The sequence below is a fragment of the Bacillus cereus group sp. BfR-BA-01441 genome, from assembly GCF_022663075.1.
In the GTDB taxonomy this organism is placed as follows: Bacteria; Bacillota; Bacilli; order Bacillales; family Bacillaceae_G; genus Bacillus_A; species Bacillus_A cereus.
Genome location: NZ_JAKUEU010000022.1, coordinates 1 through 20242 on the forward strand (window position 1 = coordinate 1; position 20242 = coordinate 20242).

Sequence of the window (20242 nt, forward strand, 5' to 3'; positions counted from 1 at the left end):
TCAAATTATTTTTAAATGGCTTAATCAACGGATTTTTAAAATATTTACGTACATTCTTTTAAGTTGTACAGGGGGTTATCTTCTTATTGAAAGTTTGAACTTGTTATAGAAGATGCTTTAGATTGCGCCATAACAGATATGTTCAAACAAAATTATTGCTGTATTTTCCGGCAGGGTATTCCATATCAAAACTTAAATAACTTTATTGACAGTTTACAATTAGCAATAATCTTTCTTTCATAAGATAAACATTTCAAATCAAATACTAAATAAAACGATAAAAAGCGGCTATTATGCCGCTTTTACTTACTATTGGCATTTCATTCTCATTTTCTATCACTTTTGTAAAAAATTATTAATTTTTATTTCTATGTATATGATAACAAACAAAATACCTAAGTTCAGAAAGAATAAACAACTTTCTGGCCTTAGGTATTTCTCCTTCCCAAAAAGACAAACCTACATCACAGGTTTGCCTCTTTACTCACTTCTTATTTAATCCTTTTTCACTTAAGAACTCTTTCATATGCATTCTTTTTTCTTTAGACATAAACGAACTCATTGATTCCGTCCATGTTACGTTTTTCTTGTTTGATGATCTTTCTTTATAATACGCGTTCATCGTTTCATCATATTCGTTTAGTAATTCATCATATTTTTGTTCATCATATCCATTTTCATGAAGAACTGCTGCTACCGGTAAACGTGGTTTCACTCCATGATCTTCATCTGGTACGCCGACTGTCATTCCGAATACAGGATATACTTTATCAGGTAAATGAAGCAGTTCACTCACTTCTCTCGGATTATTACGAATACCACCAATATAACAAATACCGTATCCTAACGATTCTGCTGCTAGCGCTAAGTTTTGCGCAAAAAGTGAAGCATCTACTGTCGCAACGATAAAATCTTCTACTCCTTCATGCTTTATCTCGGTACCATGTTTTTCACATGCCATTTCAAGTCGTTTTAAATCTGCACAACAAACAAAGAATGCTGCACAGTCTTTCACGTGACGATTTCCGGATAGCTCTGCTAGTTTAATCTTTAGGTCTTGATCTGTTACATATATAACAGAATAAGCCTGTACAAAATGCGAGGACGCAGCATGCTGCGCAGCTTGCACCATTCTTTCTACTACATCTTTCGGAATAGGTTCTTCTTTATATTTACGAACTGAAACGTGTTGCTCCATTTTATGTATCATCTCATTCATGAAAATCACTCCTTTTTCTCTTCCTAATGAAAAATTAACATATCTTTTTCAATATTCACAACTTATAAGCACAAAAAGAGCAATTCTTTTTGAATTGCTCTTTTTAAAACGTTTATTAATACGGTAAATGAAATTATACCGACAGATTTACATCATATTATTTCTTATCTTATTACGCCGTTTTCAAAACTTTAATACCTTTTACGATATTCCAAATGAAGTAGTAAATTCCTACAAGAATGAACACTGCATATGTGATCATCATTCCAATTCCAGCACCGTCAGATTGATTGAAACCTAAACCGTACATACCTGATACTGCTAGTCCTCCAAATAAGATTGCGTATGGGAAAACATGTGACCAAAATGCTTTTTTCGCGTGATACTTCACTTCATCTTCTGCAACAAAGTACACGATAATTGGTAGTAAAAATGGTGCAAAAAAGATACTAAAGTAACATAACGAAGATAAAATATTATTTCCTTTCATCCGATTCACCTCTAAATAGTTTTTGTTACCTTCATTATGTCAGGAAATCATTCTAGAAACTATCGCTTTACCTTTCACGAACGTGACATATTTGTAAGATTTTCCTCAAACTAAATCCCGCCTGAAGTTTCAGCCGGGATCACTTTCACTATATTCGATTCATAAACCAGTACTGTGTGATTGCTAAATATTCTCGTACATTCGATGGAATGATGATTGGTTTCGGTGTTTTTGCCGGAAGACCTTCTAATTGTAAACCTTGTTTTGCCGCTATTTTTTTCGCTCTAAACATGTGAAAATCGTTTGTTACAATCATACCTTTTTTCATATCGGCTGGAATTAACGGTTTTGAGAATGTAATATTCTCATCTGTACTCGTAGATTTGTCCTCCATTATAATGCGGTCTTCTGCGATATTTTGTTTTATTAGTCCTTGTTTCATTGCTAATGCTTCTGAAATGTCTTCGCCTTTTCCTTGTCCTCCAGATACGATAGCGATTGTTTTCTCATGTGATTTTAAATATTCAGCTGCTTTATCAATACGATATTGCAATGAATAAGATGGTTTCGTCCCATTTACTTTCGATCCTAGTACAATTATGTAATCAGCATCGTAGGTTGCATTCATATGCCCATGCTTATAAATGTGATATTGTAAAAACCCCGCATACACGGCGCAAATCATTATAACAACTAAAATGCCCTTCATTATTTTCTTCTTTCTCATATTCATATACTCCTATTTTCTTTTACTTCCTTCATGATAATATCCATTTATTTGTTTGTATACAGACAGATTCCAATAAACCCTAATTTATCCTCTGAAAGGTAATATTTATATTACTTTCGGGAATAGTAAGTACAACTTTACACGAAGGAGTGTCTCTATTGCTTCTCTTTTTATGTAACGTGTCGTTCTTTTTTATCTTATTTTTACTATCGCTTAAGTTACTCGGTAAATCCGCGTTAGCACAACTAACTCCTCATGATTTTGGGGCTATAATCTTTTTATCTTATTTAGCTTTCCAGGCCATACCCGTCTCTGGTGCTTTACAAGCATTTCTCGGTATGGTTGTTATCACATGTTTACATTTACTCCTTACAAAATTAAGCCTATTCAACAAACTAAATCGTTTTATTCTTGGACACCCTATCATTTTAATTAAACATGGTGATATTATTTTTGAGAACTTACAAAAAAGTAGATACCCCATTGCAGAACTACTTTCTAATCTTCGCGTTGCAGGATATCCAAGTGTTCATGAAATTGAATACGCTATTTTAGAAGCGAACGGCGCTATTAGTATTTTACCAAAAAGAGAACTTGTACCATTAACTCCAAAAGATTTAAACATAGAAGTTAAGTATGCTGGATTACCAATTGCACTTATCGTCGATTCACAAATTCAATATGATAACTTAAAGTTAATACATAAAGATGAAAAATGGTTATATAAAGAATTAAAGGAAAAAGGAATTACAAATATTAAAAACGTTGCCTTTGCTTCTGTTCAAGAAACGGATGGATCTTTTGCGATTAGTTTAAAGGAATAAAAAAATCCCCTTAATTGCTTAAGGGGATTTTCTTCATCATATCGCTTCTTTCTCTCCTGCCATATTTAATGGAACAGGATGTTTCATACGATTCATCGTAAATACGATAATCGCTGTCATTACTTCTGCAACTGGCATAACGAGCCAAATTCCGTTTATCCCAAATAATTTCGGCATAATCCATAACAATGGAATAATAAATAGTAATCCTCTGCTCATTATAATAAGTACTGATTTCTTCGTTTGTCGCACTGATTGGAAATACTCTCCATACACAATGTTATAACCTAAAAATACGTATTGGATAAAGAATAAGCTAATACCTGTTAAGGTTAACTCCAATAATTCTGGAGATTGAACATCAAATAAACCAATGATATATTTCCCGAAGAATAATCCGACAATTATCGCAATGCCTCCGAGGACAACTGCAATTTTCACAGCAAACTTCAATCCTTCACGAAGTCTCTCTGATAAATTTGCCCCATAATGGAAACTAGCAATTGGCTGTAATGCTGCTCCAACACCAAAGAATAATAGTAATGTCATTGCATGAATACTATTCACCATCGCATAGGAAGCTACTCCTACTTCTCCTGCATATTGGACGAATGCGATATTAAAACCAATCGTTACGATTGCAACCGTACTTTCTGCTGTAAAACTTGGGAAACCAATCACCATAATTTGTTTGACAGTATCCCATTCAAAATGGAATTTCGTCCACTTTAAAATACTACTTTTTCTAAAGAAATGAGTTAATAATACAAGGAAACCAATCGCTGCCGAAAGAATAGTCGCTGAAGCAGCACCTGTTACGCCCCATCCAAAGATAAAAATAAAGATATAGTCAAACACTATATTTAATACAGCTGTTACAACAAGACCAGCCATTGCTAAATTAGGATTTCCATCATTTCGTATGAATGTACTTAAAATATTTTCTAAAACGTATATCATTCCAAATGTTAATAATACGTGTAAATAGTCTAACGCATATGGTAGAATCACTTCATTTGCACCAAATAAGTATGCTAAATCTTCTATTCTCCATAAGCAAATCGCTGCTAAAATCCCTACGATAACAACTGCTACCGTCATGGATTGAGTAAAAATAGACCTTGCTCTTTCTCGTTTATTTTCGCCTAATGCAATGGAGTATAACGTTGCCCCGCCCATTCCGATCCATAATGAAATAGAGAAGAAAATCGAAAATGCTGGAATAGCCACGTTCACTCCTGCTAAACCGTTCGCCCCAACTCCTCTACTAATCATGACCGCGTCAATTACAATATTCACTGACATTAATACCATTCCAAGAACGGCTGGTATTAAATAAGAAATAAATAAGCTTTTTATCGGTTTTTCTCTTAATTTTTCTGTTGCTTCCATACTCTAATATGCTCCTTTTTTTCAACTCTCTTTTCTTAGTTTAAACCTTCAAGTAACTTGAAGGTCAAGAGAGAATTAAAAAAACAGGTAACTGACTTATACTAATGAATGTAAATTTGTAATCAATTCAAAGGTGTTCATCTTATTTTTTCACTACAGGAATTTGAATTTCTGTTACTTGCTCCTCTGGATTTTCTGTTACAGACCAATCAATCAATCCAATCTCAATCGAATCTCCATGTACTTCGTAACCTGCTTTATCAATGTATGTAAGTAACTCCTTGTACGTTGCATCTGTTTCTTCATACGGTCCATGATGATAAGAGCAAGCATATAAACCTTCTTTAATTTCATCTGAAGTATGCACTTCATACGGCATATAATCCAAAAGAATAAATACACTGCTATATGCTTGAAACTCATTTTGCATTAATCCTTTTTTCGCAACAGTTACACCAATATCCCCAGAAAATAAACTATCATCCATTTGCCTCATATTTTTTTGTAACGAATGAATGTAGTACTCAAACATATCATCCGTCGTATTTGGAGCAACCGCAATTGCTGTAATTTTTCGCTGCGGAATCTCTTTAATTACCATTTGTTCAGCTTTTGCTTTTGTTGCTTTCTTAATTAAATGAATTCTATGCTCCATTTTCGCCAAAGCATACTCAATTTCTCTTTGTTTCTTCAGCATCATCTCTTGTTGTTTTTCCAGTAAATTGAGTGCGTATGCTGGATTTCTTTCATCAATATATTTCTTAATTTCCTTTAACGGAATATTTAACTGGCGTAAAAATTTAATCGTATCTAACAGTGAAAATTGATCGATTGTATAATAACGATAATTCGTTTGAGGATCCACAATGGACGGATGAAAAATTCCTTTTTCATCATAATACCTTAATGTAGATTCTGCGATATTATGCATTTTCGCCATTTCTCCAATTGTAAAACGTTTATTTAATAACATCTTTTATTTCCTTCCATTTCTATTTATTTCATTATATGTTCATTCTCTCTTCAAAACAAAAAAGAATTCCCATACGAGAATTCTTTTTTACTATTAAACCTCTATTATTATAGGAAGAATCATCGGCTTTCGTTTTGTATTTGTATATATATACTTCCCTAATGCTTCTCTTACCTCCCTTTTCAAAATACCCCAGCTATTCACATTCTCTTTCTTTAAATTATTAATCGTAATAACAGCTAATTTATTTAATTCTCTTAGAAATTCTTCTGAATCACGGACATAGACAAATCCACGAGAAATAATATCTGGACCTGAAATTATTTCTCCATCCACTTTATTAAAAGTAATAACTATAACGAGCATTCCATCTTCTGAAAGTTGTTTACGATCACGTAATAATGCATTTCCAACATCTCCAATTCCTAATCCATCTACATATATATTTCCTGCCTGTATTCTTCTAGATTGAATTGCCACTTCATTACTTATATCTACAACATCTCCATTACGTACAATAAAGATATTTCCCTTTTCAATACCAATTGATTCTGCTAACAAACTATGGTGGTGTAGCATTCTAAACTCTCCATGAATTGGAATAAAATATTTTGGCTTCATTAATGTAAGCATTAACTTCAACTCTTCTTGATATGCATGACCGGATACATGCACTCCAGTAGAACTACCTGATCCGTAAATCACCTTTGCTCCTAATGCAAATAAATTATCGATAATTCGAGAAACGTTACGTTCATTTCCTGGGATAGGGGTCGCGGCTATAATAACCGTATCTTCTGGTAAAATATCCACTTGTCTATAGTTTCCACTAGCTAAACGCGCTAAAGCTGCCATTGGTTCTCCTTGACTTCCTGTACAAAGTATTGCAACCTGCTTTGGATCTAAACGATTTACCTCATTTGCTTCAATCAACATACCTTCTGGAATATGTAAATAACCTTTCTCTAGAGCAACCTCTACTACATTTACCATACTTCTCCCTAGCAAAGCTAGTTTTCGATTTGTTTTTATACATGCTTCAACTATTTGCTGAACACGATTCACATTAGAAGCAAACGTAGAAATAATTACTTTTCTATTTGCTTTCATAAATATTTCCTCTATCCGTTCTCCTACTGACCTTTCTGATGGAGTAAAACCTGGGCGTTCTGCATTTGTACTTTCAGATAATAAAGCTAGTACACCTTCACTTCCTATTTTAGCCATTTTATGAATATCAGGATGTTGATTATTTACTGGTGTTAAATCAAATTTAAAATCACCTGTATGTACTACAGTACCTTCTGGTGTATGAAAAACAATACCGAGACAATCCGGAATACTGTGGTTCGTTTTAAAAAAAGTTGCCTTAATAGAACCACAATCAATTTCTGATTCTGAATGAATAACGATTAATTCCGTATCATTTTGAAGATTGTGTTCCTTTAATTTAATTTCAATTAAACCTAACGTTAACTTTGTTGCATAGATTGGTACATTTAGTTGTTTTAAAAAATATGGTATTCCGCCAATATGGTCCTCATGCCCGTGCGTTACTATTAAACCGCGAATTTTTTCTTTATTTTCTTGCAAATATGTGACGTCTGGAATTATTAAATCAATCCCTAATAAACTTTCATCTGGAAATTTAGATCCACAATCAATGACGACAATATCATTTTCATATTGGATAGCATACATATTTTTTCCTATTTCATTTACTCCACCTAAAGCAACAATAGACAAGTTATTTTTTAATGCCTTCAAATTATAAATCCTCCCTTTCACAGTTATAGTTCGTAAAATAGTATGTAGAATTTATTATTTGTAATGGAAAAGGACTTCATACTATTTTATACATATAAAATTCACACACTACTCTTACATCTATATCCCAATAAGACAGCTTCTTCCTCAAAAAGCTCCCATTTTTTCATTGATTTTTTATAAAATCTATTATATATTAATTACAGGTTCAAATTACGAGTTCAAAAGAACTTGTAATCAGACCCTTTTGTTTAATGGGTTTTACATATTTTCATTAGGCAAATTCCGAGAAATCGTATGATAAAATTAAAAATGACGAGGAGAGGATCAGATGGAATTCGAATTTTTCTTTCAAATTGCACTTATTTTATTAAGTACAAAGCTTGCTGGTGATCTTAGTGTTAGATTAGGTCAACCTTCTGTACTAGGTAAATTAATTGTCGGTATCGTTATCGGTCCAGCTGTATTAGGTTGGATTGAAAATTCAGAGCTTCTAACTCAATTAAGTAATGTCGGGGTTATTCTTTTAATGTTTATGGCTGGACTTGAAACAGACTTAGAAGAATTAAACGCAAATCGTAATTCTTCTTTAGCAGTTGCACTCGGAGGTATCATTCTTCCATTCGTAGGTGGTTACGTTTCCGGTCTTGTGATGGGAATGGAACAAGGAAACGCTGTATTCTTAGGATTACTTCTATGTGCGACAAGTGTTAGTATTTCCGTACAAACACTTCGTGATTTAGGTAAAATGAAAACACGTGAAAGTACGACGATGCTTGGAGCCGCTGTATTTGATGATATTCTTGTTGTTATTTTATTAGCATTTGCAATGAGCTTCTTAGGTACTGATGATGTTAACTTAACAATGGTTATCTTGAAGAAAGTAGTATTCTTCGCTTCTATTATTTTAATCGGATGGAAAGGTGTTCCTGCGATTATGCGCTGGTTATCACCACTGCGCGTATCTGAGTCTATCGTGAGCGCGGCTCTTATCATCTGTTTCTCATTCGCATATTTCGGCGAATTATTAGGAATTGCTGGTATTATCGGTGCTTTCGCTGCTGGTATTGCAATTTCTCAAACAAACTACAAACATGAAGTAGAAAAGAAAGTAGAACCAATTGCTTACGCTATGTTCGTTCCCGTATTCTTCGTTAGTATCGGTATGAATATTACATTTGACGGTATCGGCAATCAAATTTGGTTCATCTTAGCATTAACCGTTATCGCTGTATTAACGAAATTAATCGGCTGTGGATTCGGTGCACGAATGACTGGATTTGACGCTAAGTCTTCTGCAATTATCGGTGCTGGAATGGTTTCTCGTGGTGAAGTTGCACTTATCATCGCAGGAACAGGACTTTCTTCAGGTCTATTGGCACAAGATTACTTTACAGCAATCGTTATTGTCGTTATTTTAACTACAATGATTACACCACCAATGTTAAAATACACTTTTGGTGCAAAAGATAAAGCAATGAAAGCAAGTAAATAAATTTACTATAATAAAAGGAGATTGCTATTTTATAAGATAGCAATCTCCTTTTTGTTTTATCTTTAAACAATCCCGTTCTTTTTTAACCATTTTTCAAAAATAATTCGTGCTTCATCATCATTAATATCATTACTAAATGAATACACCTTAATACCATAATCATCTATATATTCACCCAATTTCATTTCCTCCACTTTCTTATAAAAATCGTCTGCCTCATAGTGCGGAATATAAGCATCCCAAACTGGTTCATTTATTCTTTTGTACGCCGTCACTTCTAAATCATATCCGTCTTCATAATATCCGATGTGATAATGTTTGTTAGGATCATATTTCTCCATTAAAAGTCCCCTCCTACTAAACAAGAGCGAGCCTTATATTACAGCTCGCTCCTCTCTCTATTTATTAAATACGCTCCATCGCTGTCTTCAACGTTCCAACAACGAAAGCAATCTCTTCACTTGAAATAACAAGAGGCGGCGCTAATGTTAAAACGTTATTATATCCTGCTGTTGTCATACCGTTTCGTCCTATAATTAAGCCCTTTTCTTTACAAGCATTTACAACACTTGCTATTTTATCATTATCAATTGGCTCTTTCGTCTCTTTATCATTTACTAATTCAATCCCAACTAATAGACCTTTTCCTCTAATATTCCCAACAAGTGGATGTTCCCCAATTTCATCTTTTAGTTGCTCTAATAAAAGGGAACCCATTTGTGCAGATCGCTCAATTAAATTTTCATTTTCCATAATCTCTAAATTTTTAAGTGCTAATGCACAAGCTGCTGGATTTCCACCAAATGTATTAATATGGCGGAAAAATTCATATTCTCCTTTACCTTTAAAAGCCTCATATATTTCTTTTTTCACAGCTGTTGCAGATAATGGTAAATATGCGCTCGTAATACCTTTTGCCATTGTAATAATATCTGGCTTCACATCATAATTCATAAATCCGAATGCTTTTCCTGTACGTCCAAAACCGCAAATCACTTCATCACTAATAAGCAAGGCACCGTGTTTTTGACACGTCTCATGAACAGCTTTCATATAGTCTTGTGGTGGCATTAATATGCCCCCGCCTGTAATAATAGGTTCCATAATAAACGCAGCAATTGTTTCACTTAATTCCCACGTCATAACACGATCGACTTCTTTCACACATTCTACATCATAAATATGCTGCCCTTCAATTTCAGGCATACGGTAACAATCCGGTGGTGTTACATGTAAAAAACCTGAAGCAAACGGCTCATATTGATATCTACGCTGCGCTTGTCCCGTCGCTGCCATTGTCGCCATTGTATTCCCGTGATACCCACGGTAACGTGACATAAATTTATAACGATGTGGTTCACCTTTTTGAGCATAGTATTGTCTTGCTATTTTAAAAGCTGTTTCGTTCGCTTCTGAACCACTATTTGAGAAGAAAATAACATACTCTCCCCCAAGCCACTCATTTAACTTTTCAGCAAGCTTTATAGCTGGCTCATGGGATTGTGACATTGGAAAGTATGATAATGTTTGTAATTGCTTATAAGCCGCTTCTGCGAGCTCTTTTCTTCCATATCCACTATTGACACACCAAAGGCCACTCATACCATCTAAATATCTTTTTCCTTGTATATCTTCAACCCAGCACCCTTCAGCTTTTGCCCCTACCATTGTACTATTTGGACTAAAGGGACGCATTCCGTGCCAAACATATTGCTCATCTTTTGCTAATAATTCATCAGTTTGCTTCGTTTTCATCATTACTTCCACCTTCCATAACAACTTATTTTTCACAAAAGCTGCGCTGGTACCATGATGACTTAAATTTCTCCCTGCTATTTTCATTCCACAAAATTAAGACAAATCCTACTTACAAATCAGTAATATTTACAAGAAAATGACAAAAGAAAAAAGAGCTTTTCTTATCTATCGAAAAGCTCCTCTTTTATTTAATGTGAAGACGCATCGCTAATACCGTGACCAGTATTAGATTTCACGAGAATTTCATCAAATTTCGCTGCATCTTCTTTCTTACTAGATAAAACAGTTCCTAAATATGCTGCAAGAAATCCGAGCGGAATTGAAATAATTCCTGGTGTCGTATATGGGAATAACGCTTCCCCAACAAAAATAGCTTTTCCAGCTACAGGGTTCCAAACATTCGGACTCAACGCTACGAGAACAATAGCTGATACGAGACCTACAATCATACCAGAAATAGCACCCGTTGTATTAAAACGCTTCCAATATATTGTAAATAAAATCACTGGTAGATTTGCACTCGCTGCAACTGCAAATGCTAATGATACTAAAAATGCTACGTTTAATGTTTGGGCAAATAATGCAAGTATGATAGATAGTATCGCTACTCCAATAGATGCATAACGAGCCATGGATACTTGCTCTTTTTCCGTTGATTTTCCTTTACGAATGATTTCATTATAAAAATCATGAGCGAATGCTGATGCTGCTGTTAATACAAGACCTGCCACTACAGCCAAAATCGTTGCAAAAGCAATTGCTGATACGAAAGCAAATAAGAAGTCTCCACCTAACGCTTTGGCTAATAAAGGTGCCGCCATATTACCAGCTGGGTTTGCTTTAATAATCGCTTCATTTCCTACAAACGCTGCCGCACCAAATCCTAAGAAAATCGTCATAATATAAAATGCACCAATTAACCACGTCGCATATACGACAGATTGACGTGCAGTTTTTGCATCACGTACTGTAAAAAAGCGGACAAGTATATGTGGTAATCCAGCTGTACCAAGTACTAGTCCTAAATTTAAAGAAAGTGTATCAAGACCATCCTTATACTTTACACCTGGATTTAAAAATGAATCTTTTAAAGGTGTAGCTGTTTTCATTTGAGCGAACATTTCAGTCACACTGAAGTTGAATTTTGCGAAAACGATAACAGAAATAATAAAAGTACCAGCCATAAGTAATACAGCCTTTACAATTTGTACCCAGCTCGTTGCTGTCATACCACCAAAAATAACATACACCGTCATAAGTGTTCCAACGATTAATACAGATGTCGTATATTCAATCCCTAATAATAATTTAATAAGTGCACCCGCGCCAACTAATTGTGCAATCATATAAAAAATAGAAATCGTCATCGTATTAAGAGCTGCAACTCCGCGAACTTTTTTCGCATCAAAGCGTGCTGCAATCATATCCGCCAAAGTGTACTTTCCTAAATTTCTAAGCGGTTCTGCAACAAGATATAGTACAACTAGATAAGCAACTAAAAAACCGATACTATAAAAGAATCCATCAAACCCAGTTAATGCGATTGCTCCAGCTATACCGAGAAATGAAGCAGCAGACATGTAATCTCCAGCAATGGCCAGACCATTTTGCCAACCAGTTAATCCCCCTCCAGCCGTATAAAATTCACTCGCATTTTTCGTTTTTTTCGATGCAAAATAGGTTATGACGAGCGTACCAAGAACAATAATTAAAAATAGTGCAAATGCAGTAGTATTCAAGTTCAGCCCCTCCCTTTTTGCATATCTTGCAGAATTTTTCGGGAGATTTCATCAAATGATTCTGCTTTTTTGCTATAAATCATACATAGTGCCCATGTCATGATAAATTGGGAAAAAGCAAATACCCACGCCCATGTAACGTCTCCAAATGCAGGTGTATTAAGCACCTTTGAATACGATGTTAGAATAGGTAATGCGATAAAAAAACTAAAAAAGAAAATACTCATTGGAATGATAAACTTCTTTTTCGTATTTAATAACAATTGAAATTCTTCCGACTGAACGACCTCTGTATAATTCACCTCATTTTGCAACTTACGTGCTGACGTATCGTCTCGTTTCATTAACCGATCCCCTCTCTTACTTGAAATACACTTCCCCCTTGCATACCTAAAGACTAAATTTTATAAATATTCAGAAACTTATATTCATTTTAGACAATCCATGCATTCATGCAAAGATTTTTTGATAGACATTTTTCGGCAATTTCCCCTAAATTTTTAATATACTTTTTCAAAATAAAGTGACACTTTACTTATTTATCCTCATTAAGACAAAAGCAGTGCTTAACGCACTACTTTTGTCTTTTTTTCCTTTTCTAAATTACGAGCCGTTTCGCTTAGCTCAACATCTTTTCCGTCTTTCAGTGTTCCAAATATAAAATCGAATACTGGATTTGAAACACCAAACCAAAACTTTTCATTTTTATAATGGTGTAATATATGTTGTTTTTTTAGCCATCTTCCAAACTTAGTGACGGGACGAATCGGTCTATGAGCAATATAATGTTTCCATTCGTAAACAAGCAGCATAATAATCATTCCGATTCCAAATGAAAGTGTAATAGTAACACTTTTTGTAATACCATATGCTATAAGTAAATATATAGTAAAACTAGGTATACTAAACCATACAGGTAAAAACAAAAGTTTTAAATCATCTGGATATACGTGGTGATCATAATGCAACCTTCTTAACATTTTTAATAGAAATGTGTTTTTAGGTGGCTTTATATGGAATAAAAAACGATGTGTCATATATTCATTAAGTGTATAGAAAACAATCCCAAACATACATGCTAACATGCCAAACCACGTAAAAAATTGCATTTTTAAAATAATAATGAAAACAAATAGAATGCTATACATAATAACGATATCATGTTGTAAAAAGAACTCTTTTCCCACTTTCTTCATCTTGTTTCCCCCTTTTCCAAAAAAACAGCCGCAACATATCGTTACGACTATTTCTTTTCTATTCTTATTCTATTCACTTTACAAATTTGCCTGCTGTTCTATTGTCGAGAAAAAATTGTTTGGTCCAAATATATTTTGCTTCGGAATAATATGTTCCACTGCAAACACTGTTACTTCTCCTCTTTGCACTTCTCCAATAATGAGCCCAAATATTTCATGATTTACTGCAAACGTCGGTTGCTTTGTTTGTAACAATCTTGCAGCATTATGAAATACCGCTTCATATAGTGGATTTCTATCAGTAATTTCTTTTCGGATTTTTGGCGCTAACGTAATTATAATTTCTTTTCCGTCAATAGTGGTTCGATACATAAAAATCTCCCCTTCAATCTTATGTGAACAACTGTAAAGCTTTGTATGCAAAATGTATAGAGTAACCTACTAAAATAATACCTGCTCCGGCTGTTATGTAGCCAAGCGCTTTTGGTTTTAATAAAGTTCTTCCAAAATGTACAGAAAAAGCAATATTTAAATTCCATAAAATAATACCAACAATAATGCAAAGACTGTACAAAAAAGCTTCTTGTTTCGTTACCTTCGTAAGTAATGAGCTAAGTGTACTTCCGTATATACCAAACCAAAAAACAAGATTTAATGGATTGGATATCGCAATTAAAAATCCTGCCATAAACGATTGCTTAAGGCCACCTACCTCTTCTTTTTTATATTCCATATTCGAGTCGAAAATTCCTTGTTTTACACTTTGAAATCCTAAATAAAATAACAAGAAAAAACCCGTGCAATACATGAAGGCTTGTACATATGTATACATAAACACAGAAGATAAACCGAAATAAATGAGAAGCATAAATAAAACATCTGCAGTCATTCCACCAATTCCAACAACCCAAGCGTGCCAAAACCCACGTTCAATTCCTCGTTTTAACATTTCAATATTAATCGGCCCTACTGGCGCAGCTAATGATATACCTAATACGATTTGCTGTATAATTGCTCCAAACATCGCTCTATCCTTTCTACTCTCTTTACTACTAGTTAATGATGTAATTTGAAAAAATAGACTAGCTTTCATAATAAAATACCCTTTTTTATCCAAAATATACAAAAGAGCCATCTAGGTGATGGCTCTTACTTTTCTATCCTATGAAGAAAAGGACATTTCCCTTTTATTGGCTCTACATCGTCTCCTATGAAATATTGTTTCCATTCACGATGCTCTGGGTCACCATAATGACTAATGTTAGGATGTTTCGGCAATTGATCCCACTTTTCAACTCGCTCACGAACCATTTGTCTTGAATATGCTCCTTTAGGACGATCTCCCTCTAATCCATCAAAAATAGTGCGTGGCTGAAACCCAATAACGAGAGAATTCCCTAAATGTCTAGTTTTTCGTTGTTTATAAGCTGGCGCATTTCCAAATGCGAATATTGGCTCACCACCAAATGAAAATTCCCATAAATAATGGTCTGGATCTTCAGGAATTTGCTTTGGCCATGCTTGATTATCGTTTTCATGTAAATACTGTAACACTTTCCAAAAGGAATCACGGTAATATTCGAGTGGCTGTTCTTCACATTCCGGTTCTACAAAAAGGAAAAAGCCCCTTCTTACAATCGGCCTCTCTTTCATTAACTCTAAAAAAGATAACATTGTATGTGGTAAATGACTCCAATCATTATGAGAAAGAAATGAATAACGAAGTTCATTCTTTTTCAAAGCTGTTAAACCGAAATAACATGGAAAAGTTGGTTCTAACACAACATTTGAAAAAATCTCAAATTCTTTTGCAACCCAATCCGGTATGTCGGTTCTCGTTCTCATTCCTTCATTATCTAATAAGTAAGACTTATTCATTCTTTCACCTCATTATGTATAGCATTCAATTAAGAATATTATATACTCAGCCTGTCCTATACCTATTTAAAAATTTGACTGAAAAATTATTTAAAAATACAAAAAAATAAAATCGCTTACTTGACTAAATTCTCCCAATTCGTGTATATTTAAATTAATCATTTAGCAGAATATTCAAGAATATAGCATTTTTAGTTTATATTATTTTTTTAAAATGAATTTCACTAAATGAAAATAGTAAACGCTTTTAGGAGGAATTGTAACATGCAAGGAAAAGTAAAATGGTTTAACAACGAAAAAGGTTTTGGATTTATCGAAATGGAAGGCGCTGACGATGTATTCGTACATTTCTCTGCTATTCAAGGCGACGGCTACAAAGCTTTAGAAGAAGGTCAAGAAGTATCTTTCGACATTACTGAAGGTAACCGCGGACCTCAAGCTGCTAACGTAGTAAAACTTTAATCCAACATATAACAGGAGGTTACCTTACTTGGTAACCTCCTTTGTTATTCCTTTGTATATTTCCGTTTTACAGAGCAAAAACTATGTGAAATGCGCACTATACAAAGGAGGAATTATTAATGGGATCAGAAGTAAATGATTTTGAAGAAGTGAAATTCCGTGTAGAAACAGCACAAAAAATGGTAGGATCAGCAACAATTTCAATGGATCCAGATACATTAGAACATGCTACTACTGCTGTAGATGCAGCTCGCTCTCAGCTTGAAATTATGAAATCTGTTGCAACTGATTTAGATGAGCCATTTTTAATGAATGAGGAAAAAAAATTAAATAAATGTGAGCATCAACTAAACGAAGCAAGACACTAAAAAACATCCAGAGAATTTTCTCTGGATGTTTTTTCATGACAACTGTTCCCCATACTTTTTCAATGTTTCTCCCACTGTACATTGCCTTATACAAAATGAATGAGCGTAATACTTACTATTTGTCTTTCGATTATGTTCTCGCAAAAAACATCCTTCACAATACGTTTCTAATAAGTCATTTACCTCTGTAATGAGTTGCTTTTTATCCACCTTTGCACCTCTCTATTCGGTTATTTCTTTATGACTATCAATACTTGTTCCTTCTAATGCTTGCGTAGCTAATTGATGTGCTTCTTTATTTTGTTTTCTAGATATCGGCTCACATATAAGTTTTAATTTCATTTGCTTCGCCTTTTGCTCAATTTGGTCTAAATAATGATTTAAATGTTCATCATAACAAGGCCATTCTCCGGCTAATTGCTGCAGTACCACTTGTGAGTCTCCGCGAAGTGTAACTGCTTCATACTTAATCCCTAGTTCCTCGAGTATATTCATACCGTATAATAATGATGCATATTCCGCTTCATTATTATCATATATACCTTCTATATATGCATTGCGGCGAATGCGGTAGTTTGTATTTCCTTTTTTATAATACACACATATACCAACGCCAGCTTCTTTCGTTTGCACATCATACCCCCCATCAAAATAAACGAGTATTTCTTGGGGCTCTTCCTCTACTTGCTTACTTAACTTTTTCATCTCTTTTAATGACCATTCTGCGTCCATTTCATCGTAAAATAAAAGTTCCTTAGCTCTTCCTGTTTTCTCAAAATCCTCTGCAAATTGAAGTACTTCTTCTATGTTCATATACTCTGTTGTTAATTCCGTCTGCAATCCACGCTTCGTTTTATACAACCAATGAATTTTATATTTCATACTACATTCCCCTTATGTAAGACTTCTTATATATATCCGGCTAATTGAAGCCTCACTTTATTTTATTATATTTTATCTAGAGTCACAGCATTATATTCAATATGATTACATACAAAAAGAGCTATCCCTATAGGAATAGCTCTTTCATCTATTACATAAATCTTTCAAATTGTACTCGCTTATTAATCCAGTACATTACAGGCATACCGATCGCCATGACAACAAATTCACCAATTGCACAAGTTAACCAAGACAACATAAATGGTAAACCCAATGCAAGATGAAGTTCAATTGCAATCATAAACATTGTAATTGTAAAGATAACTGTATTAAAAATCATACGAGCCCAAACACCTTTAATAAATCGCATAGAAATAATCGTTGCAACTAACGCAAGAATAGATTGCCCTACTCCAAATACTAAATCGTAAGCGATCATAGGTGAGAAAAAGAGATTCGTTAAAAATACACCTAATACAATTCCGTAAATTGCTTTCTTGTTAAATACAACGAGATGATTAAACATCTCTGAAATACGAAATTGTACATTCGTAAAGCCAAATGGCTGAATAAGCATAGAAACAGCAATATATAATGCCGCTAAAATACCATTACCGACTAAAGTTCTAATATTCATGACAAAATCTCCTTAGTTTTTTTACGTGGGATGGTTTCGAACCACGTTATTCGTTTTTTAAGCAACAAGATTATATTTTACGTGGTAGCCCCTCTTTCGTCAATAGATTCCTATCATAAACTACCTTTTTCCTTTTAGACAACGTATAATGAAACATATGAAAGATTTAGGAGGTTTCACTTCATGACAGCAACAATTCAAAATGAAAAAGTGATCGTTTCCATTTCTGACAAAGGTGCAGAATTACAGAGCGTTCGCTTAAAAGAAGACAACACAGAATATTTATGGCAAGGTGATTCTACTTATTGGGGACGCCGTGCACCAATTTTGTTCCCAATTGTCGGCCGATTAGTAGATAATACATACTACGTAGACGGTAAACCATATTCATTAACACAACACGGTTTCGCTCGTGATCTTACTTTCTCTGTGAAAGAACAAAGCGAAACAAAAATCACTTATATCGTTACTAGTAATGAAGAAACATTAAAAAAATACCCATACGAATTCGAATTACTCGTTTCTTATGAGCTAAATGGACAAAGCGTTCATATAACATATGAAGTAAACAATCCTACTTCAAAAGAGATGTTCTTCTCAATCGGAGCACATCCTGGATTCAACTTCCCTTTATTGGACGGTGAATCATTTACAGATTATCACTTATCGTTTAATGGTTCGGAACGCTTAGAAACAAGCGTATTAGAAGGACCTTATCTTTCAAACAAAAAGCAATTAATCGCTGAAAATACGACTGAATTGCCACTTACATATGATTTATTCAAAAATGATGCACTTATTTTTGAACATATGAATACGAATGAAATTTCGATTCGTTCTCATAAACATAATAAATTTGTAAAAGTAGAATTTGATGGATTCCCATTTGTTGGCGTATGGACACCAGGGGATAACGCACCTTTCTTATGTATTGAACCTTGGTATGGCATCGCTGATGAAGTAAATCCAGCAAAAGATTTCAAGAACAAAAAGGGAATTCAATCTTTACAAGCGAATGAAACATTTACATGTCGTTACAGCATCACAATCGGATAACTACTCTATCCCCTACTTCAAAAAAATATTTAAGTAGGGGATCATCTTATAATTTGGAGGTTTCTCATTTTGATTGAAGTATATATTGATGGTGCATCAAAAGGAAATCCTGGTCCTTCTGGTGCAGGAGTGTTTATTAAAGGCGTTCAGCCACCTGTACAATTATCAGTACCACTTGGAACAATGTCCAATCATGAAGCAGAATACCGCGCTTTACTTTTAGCATTAAAATATTGCATCGAGCATAATTATAGCACTGTCTCTTTTCGTACAGATTCGCAGCTTGTTGAGCGGGCTGTTGAAAAGGAATACGCAAAAAATAAAATATTTGCACCTCTTTTAGATGAAGCACTGCAGTACATAAAAAACTTCGATCTCTTTTTTATTAAGTGGATTCCAAGTAGTCAAAATAAAGTAGCTGATGAATTAGCTAGAAAAGCTATCTTACAAAATTAACGGGGGTATGAGTGTGAAAAAAGAGTGGATTGCTCCTCTTGCTTTATTATTTGTCTCTTTTATTTGGGGAGCTACGTTTGTTGTCGTTCAAAACGCTATGTCTTTCGTTGGTCCATTTACGTTTAATGGTATTCGCTTTTTATTCGCTGGAATTATTTTATTATTCGTTCAAATTATTTTCTCACAGAAAACTTCAAAACAAGAATTAAAACATAGTAGTTTAGCTGGATTAATGGTTGGGTTCTTCTTATTTGTCGGCTATTTATTACAAACATTTGGCTTACTTTATACAACTTCTTCAAAAGCAGGTTTCTTAACTGGGCTAAGCATTGTTATGGTCCCAATCTTATCATTTATCTTTTTAAAACAAAAAGCCACCATTTTCATCGTACTTGGTATTGCTGTAGCTACAACAGGTTTGTACTTATTAACAGCTGCTGATTCTTTCCAATTAAATATAGGAGATATACTTGTTCTTGGTTGTGCAGTCGCTTTCGCTGCCCATATTCTTATTAACGGCTTCTTTTCTAAAAAAATATCACCTTTATTATTAAGCACATCTCAAGTATTAGCTGTTGGTATATTTTCTTCTATTTGCGCTTTCTTGTTTGAAGATTGGGAAAAGTTATTTTCAGTATCACTATGGACGAATCAATCCTTTTTATTCGCACTCTTTCTAACTGCCCTGTTTGCAACATCTATTGCTTTTTTCATTCAAACATCGGCACAAAAACACACTTCTCCAACGAGAGTAGCAATTATTTTCGCAATGGAGCCCGTTTTTGCTGCATTAACAGGCGTTCTCGTTGCAAATGAACAACTTTCTATTTCTGCTATTATCGGATGTCTATGTATTTTTCTAGGCATGATTTTTGTTGAATTACCTTCCAAAACAAAAAAAGAAGCGCAGGCTGCGTGAA

The 20242-nt window shown here is 34.2% G+C and carries 24 protein-coding genes, 1 pseudogene and 1 riboswitch; of the genes and pseudogenes, 8 read left to right on the forward strand and 17 right to left on the reverse strand.

Features of this window, described 5'->3' with window-relative positions; genetic code table 11:
- Nucleotides 1-109, forward strand: a pseudogene (locus MR107_RS11690) (sulfite exporter TauE/SafE family protein); the annotation flags it as partial.
- Nucleotides 110-484: 375 nt separating this feature from the next.
- Here the strand turns inward: MR107_RS11690 and nfsA are convergent.
- The 3 genes from nfsA to MR107_RS11705 form a co-directional block, all read right to left on the reverse strand.
- Nucleotides 485-1219, reverse strand: coding sequence for an oxygen-insensitive NADPH nitroreductase (gene nfsA / locus MR107_RS11695; protein ID WP_001004524.1), 735 nt, complete (start codon nt 1217-1219; stop codon nt 485-487).
- A 172-nt stretch (nt 1220-1391) separates the two neighbouring features.
- The gene (locus MR107_RS11700) at nt 1392-1709 is read right to left on the reverse strand and encodes a magnetosome magnetite crystal formation protein family (protein WP_074554089.1); all 318 of its coding nucleotides are present in this window, start codon (nt 1707-1709) and stop codon (nt 1392-1394) included.
- Between the two features lie 148 nt (nt 1710-1857).
- The gene (locus MR107_RS11705; protein WP_001227676.1) at nt 1858-2436 is read right to left on the reverse strand and encodes a YdcF family protein; all 579 of its coding nucleotides are present in this window, start codon (nt 2434-2436) and stop codon (nt 1858-1860) included.
- Nucleotides 2437-2597: 161 nt separating this feature from the next.
- On the opposite strand from MR107_RS11705, the gene MR107_RS11710 reads away from it, so the two are divergent.
- Complete coding sequence (locus tag MR107_RS11710; protein ID WP_000923924.1) at nt 2598-3263, forward strand: DUF421 domain-containing protein; 666 nt, start codon at nt 2598-2600, stop codon at nt 3261-3263.
- A 36-nt stretch (nt 3264-3299) separates the two neighbouring features.
- Here MR107_RS11710 and MR107_RS11715 read toward each other — a convergent pair whose 3' ends face one another.
- The 3 genes from MR107_RS11715 to MR107_RS11725 all read right to left on the reverse strand — a co-directional run bounded on the left by MR107_RS11715 (nt 3300) and on the right by MR107_RS11725 (nt 7395).
- Nucleotides 3300-4655: an MATE family efflux transporter gene (locus tag MR107_RS11715; protein WP_000388389.1), complete on the reverse strand. Its 1356-nt coding sequence runs from the start codon at nt 4653-4655 to the stop codon at nt 3300-3302.
- A gap of 142 nt (nt 4656-4797) precedes the next feature.
- Complete coding sequence (locus MR107_RS11720; protein ID WP_000925934.1) at nt 4798-5628, reverse strand: MerR family transcriptional regulator; 831 nt, start codon at nt 5626-5628, stop codon at nt 4798-4800.
- Between the two features lie 93 nt (nt 5629-5721).
- The gene (locus tag MR107_RS11725) at nt 5722-7395 is read right to left on the reverse strand and encodes a ribonuclease J (protein WP_242292387.1); all 1674 of its coding nucleotides are present in this window, start codon (nt 7393-7395) and stop codon (nt 5722-5724) included.
- A gap of 331 nt (nt 7396-7726) precedes the next feature.
- Here MR107_RS11725 and MR107_RS11730 point away from each other — a divergent pair, with 331 nt between their 5' ends.
- Nucleotides 7727-8890 carry a cation:proton antiporter gene (locus MR107_RS11730; RefSeq protein ID WP_000393901.1) on the forward strand — a complete coding sequence of 388 codons (1164 nt, stop codon included), beginning with the start codon at nt 7727-7729 and terminating at the stop codon, nt 8888-8890.
- A gap of 62 nt (nt 8891-8952) precedes the next feature.
- Here MR107_RS11730 and MR107_RS11735 read toward each other — a convergent pair whose 3' ends face one another.
- The 8 genes from MR107_RS11735 to MR107_RS11770 all read right to left on the reverse strand — a co-directional run bounded on the left by MR107_RS11735 (nt 8953) and on the right by MR107_RS11770 (nt 15461).
- Nucleotides 8953-9231 (reverse strand): DUF3986 family protein, encoded by a 279-nt coding sequence (locus MR107_RS11735; protein WP_119683167.1) that lies wholly within the window; start codon nt 9229-9231, stop codon nt 8953-8955.
- Between the two features lie 64 nt (nt 9232-9295).
- Nucleotides 9296-10645 (reverse strand): aspartate aminotransferase family protein, encoded by a 1350-nt coding sequence (locus MR107_RS11740; protein ID WP_000850962.1) that lies wholly within the window; start codon nt 10643-10645, stop codon nt 9296-9298.
- 191 nt (nt 10646-10836) lie between these two features.
- A complete protein-coding gene (locus MR107_RS11745; protein WP_001098239.1) occupies nt 10837-12387 on the reverse strand; it encodes a solute symporter family protein in 1551 nt (516 codons plus the stop codon).
- A 2-nt stretch (nt 12388-12389) separates the two neighbouring features.
- Entirely contained in the window at nt 12390-12731 is a 342-nt protein-coding gene (locus MR107_RS11750) for a DUF485 domain-containing protein (protein WP_000817366.1), read from the reverse strand.
- A 222-nt stretch (nt 12732-12953) separates the two neighbouring features.
- The gene (locus MR107_RS11755) at nt 12954-13583 is read right to left on the reverse strand and encodes a sterol desaturase family protein (RefSeq protein WP_000755401.1); all 630 of its coding nucleotides are present in this window, start codon (nt 13581-13583) and stop codon (nt 12954-12956) included.
- Nucleotides 13584-13661: 78 nt separating this feature from the next.
- A complete protein-coding gene (locus MR107_RS11760; protein WP_000286361.1) occupies nt 13662-13955 on the reverse strand; it encodes a hypothetical protein in 294 nt (97 codons plus the stop codon).
- Between the two features lie 19 nt (nt 13956-13974).
- Nucleotides 13975-14718 carry a LysE family transporter gene (locus MR107_RS11765; RefSeq protein ID WP_001196841.1) on the reverse strand — a complete coding sequence of 248 codons (744 nt, stop codon included), beginning with the start codon at nt 14716-14718 and terminating at the stop codon, nt 13975-13977.
- A 14-nt stretch (nt 14719-14732) separates the two neighbouring features.
- Nucleotides 14733-15461, reverse strand: coding sequence for a YqcI/YcgG family protein (locus MR107_RS11770; protein ID WP_001043767.1), 729 nt, complete (start codon nt 15459-15461; stop codon nt 14733-14735).
- A gap of 264 nt (nt 15462-15725) precedes the next feature.
- On the opposite strand from MR107_RS11770, the gene cspB reads away from it, so the two are divergent.
- Nucleotides 15726-15923 (forward strand): cold shock-like protein CspB, encoded by a 198-nt coding sequence (gene cspB / locus MR107_RS11775; protein ID WP_001161731.1) that lies wholly within the window; start codon nt 15726-15728, stop codon nt 15921-15923.
- A gap of 119 nt (nt 15924-16042) precedes the next feature.
- Nucleotides 16043-16291: a DUF2564 family protein gene (locus tag MR107_RS11780; RefSeq protein WP_242292388.1), complete on the forward strand. Its 249-nt coding sequence runs from the start codon at nt 16043-16045 to the stop codon at nt 16289-16291.
- A 33-nt stretch (nt 16292-16324) separates the two neighbouring features.
- On the opposite strand, the gene MR107_RS11785 is transcribed toward MR107_RS11780, so the two are convergent.
- From MR107_RS11785 to MR107_RS11795, 3 genes are all read right to left on the reverse strand, one after another.
- Nucleotides 16325-16501 (reverse strand): zinc-finger domain-containing protein, encoded by a 177-nt coding sequence (locus MR107_RS11785; protein WP_000358801.1) that lies wholly within the window; start codon nt 16499-16501, stop codon nt 16325-16327.
- A gap of 12 nt (nt 16502-16513) precedes the next feature.
- Complete coding sequence (locus MR107_RS11790) at nt 16514-17173, reverse strand: ribonuclease H family protein (RefSeq protein WP_000875547.1); 660 nt, start codon at nt 17171-17173, stop codon at nt 16514-16516.
- A 151-nt stretch (nt 17174-17324) separates the two neighbouring features.
- Nucleotides 17325-17810, reverse strand: a complete 486-nt coding sequence (locus tag MR107_RS11795) for a QueT transporter family protein (RefSeq protein ID WP_001026474.1) — start codon at nt 17808-17810, stop codon at nt 17325-17327.
- 6 nt (nt 17811-17816) lie between these two features.
- Nucleotides 17817-17861: riboswitch (PreQ1 riboswitch) on the reverse strand.
- A gap of 132 nt (nt 17862-17993) precedes the next feature.
- Between MR107_RS11795 and MR107_RS11800 the strand changes: the two genes are divergently transcribed.
- The 3 genes from MR107_RS11800 to MR107_RS11810 all read left to right on the forward strand — a co-directional run bounded on the left by MR107_RS11800 (nt 17994) and on the right by MR107_RS11810 (nt 20241).
- Nucleotides 17994-18866, forward strand: a complete 873-nt coding sequence (locus tag MR107_RS11800; RefSeq protein ID WP_000127417.1) for an aldose 1-epimerase family protein — start codon at nt 17994-17996, stop codon at nt 18864-18866.
- 69 nt (nt 18867-18935) lie between these two features.
- Nucleotides 18936-19322 (forward strand): reverse transcriptase-like protein, encoded by a 387-nt coding sequence (locus tag MR107_RS11805; RefSeq protein WP_000573880.1) that lies wholly within the window; start codon nt 18936-18938, stop codon nt 19320-19322.
- A gap of 13 nt (nt 19323-19335) precedes the next feature.
- Nucleotides 19336-20241 (forward strand): DMT family transporter, encoded by a 906-nt coding sequence (locus MR107_RS11810; RefSeq protein WP_140335646.1) that lies wholly within the window; start codon nt 19336-19338, stop codon nt 20239-20241.
- Nucleotide 20242 lies beyond the last annotated feature (1 nt).